The organism is Glycocaulis sp., from assembly GCF_052168375.1.
Lineage (GTDB): Bacteria > Pseudomonadota > Alphaproteobacteria > Caulobacterales > Maricaulaceae > Glycocaulis.
The window spans coordinates 1-1727 of the sequence record NZ_JBQLZR010000239.1; the positions used below are offsets into that span (position 1 = coordinate 1).

Annotated in this window: 3 protein-coding genes; all 3 read right to left on the reverse strand. The window is 62.0% G+C overall.

All coding sequences use genetic code 11. The features are described from left to right. Window positions 1-120: 120 nt before the first annotated feature. Window positions 121-489: a TM2 domain-containing protein gene (locus ACTS2Z_RS09710; RefSeq protein WP_442573014.1), complete on the reverse strand. Its 369-nt coding sequence runs from the start codon at window positions 487-489 to the stop codon at window positions 121-123. Window positions 490-575: 86 nt separating this feature from the next. Continuing rightward, window positions 576-1361, reverse strand: a complete 786-nt coding sequence (locus ACTS2Z_RS09715) for a penicillin-binding transpeptidase domain-containing protein (protein ID WP_442573015.1) — start codon at window positions 1359-1361, stop codon at window positions 576-578. Window positions 1362-1387: 26 nt separating this feature from the next. Then, on the reverse strand, window positions 1388-1727 hold a 340-nt coding region (locus ACTS2Z_RS09720; protein WP_442573016.1), incomplete at its 5' end, for an acyl-CoA thioester hydrolase/BAAT C-terminal domain-containing protein.

A 1727-nucleotide genomic window follows, 5' to 3' on the forward strand; every position in this document is an offset into this window, starting at 1 on the left:
CATGCCCACACCGCGCCACGGCCTCGGCGCGCTGAGCCTTGACGGCGCCATCTACACGATTGGCGGCGCAGCCCAGCGCGGCGCGGTTGATACCAGCACGAAGATCGAGGTGTTCCGGCCCTAGCTGGCCGGCTCTGCCGGCACGCCAGGCGATGCAGCCGGCGGAGTGGCCGCCCGGTTGGCGAAGGAATCGCGTAGCTGGCGGGCATATTCGATATTCTTCTGGCGCGCCCTGCCGCCGATCAGGAAGCAGTCGATCAGCTGCCAAAGCCCGAACCCGCCCAGCGTGATCAGTTTCAGAATGCCCGCGATGATGTCGCCGACCAGAAACCGGTCAATGCCCAGAAACCCCAGCCAGATATTGAAGCCGTACAGCAGGACGGCGTTCTTCTCCGAGGCCTGAAAGGCCGAAAGGAAGCCTGGCCGGCTGGCCTCCGGCAATGATCCCACGATGGCGAAAAGTTCGTTGGTGTAGCTAAAACGATTCATGTTGGTCCCCGCTCCCGGTCAAGGGCGCCAGCATGAAGCCGCTAATGAGGACCTGTAAAGCGGATAGGAAACCATTCGGCTGGCGCTCAGCGGGTCCAGCGGCTCGCCTGACTCAATGCAGCCTCAACGATCGAGGCACGCAGGCGAATCTGGTTTTCGGGATCAGGCATGTCGATATTGAGCGCGAACAGCCAGACTTCGCCCTGATGTTCCAGCCAGCCCACATACCAGCCGATGTCCGGATCGCCCCCAAAACGCCAGCCGGTTTTGCCCCGCAAGGTCCAGTCAGCGCCGGACGCCTGCTCCATCATCGCAATGACCGTTTCCATGTGGGCACCATCCAGCGGCAGGTCGCGAGCCTGGAGCCGCGCCAGAAAATCGATCTGTTCACGCGCGCTGATCTGCAACGGACCTTCCAGCCAGAACCGGTCCACAGAAGCCGCCTCGCCAATGTCGCCATTGCCATAGCCGAGCGCCGCGACATGCCGGCTCATGGCTGAATGACCAAGGCGGCGAGACCATTCCTGATAGGCCCAAACCGCCGATCGCTGGAAAGCCTGCGTGAAGGTCTGGTCCTGGTTCCAGCTCGCAAAGCTGTGTTCGGTCCCGTCCCATTCCAGCCGTTCATCCCCGCCCGATACCGTGCCGGACTGCAAAAGAATGAGGCTGTTGGGAATCTTGAAGGTGGAGGCCGGAATGAACCGCTCGTCGAGGCGCTCGGCCCCTCCCGTCCATTCCGCGCCGTCTGAGACCCGCTGAATGAGGATCGTGCCAGTGACGCCTGCCTCATCGAGTAAACGGTCAAGCACCTGCGCGTGTGATGGGCTCATGAGCACTAGCAGCAGCGCCAGCCCGGCGAGAATGCCCTTCATGGACGCAAACCTCTTCTTGCTGACATTCACTGCGACAATCCAGTTTGGAGCGGCACGAAATCGGCTTCGCACTTGCCTGCCTCGGCGGCCGCCCGCAAGTGCCGGTCAAGAAACATGACCGCATCGCGTACCACTGCATCATCGGATAGGATGAAATGATCGCCCTCGTACACGGACAGTTCGAGCGCATGATCTGGGTTGAGCCTGTCAGCCCGTTCCAGCGCCGCCTGCGCCATGTCGAGCGCCGGCCAGATCTGGTCAGCGTCGCCTGCCATCATAAGCGTTGGCGTGGAGATCCGTTCCACCGGTATTTCGGATGCGCGGTCGGCAGGCGCGTTGTTTAACGCATGATCCAGGTATCGGGTG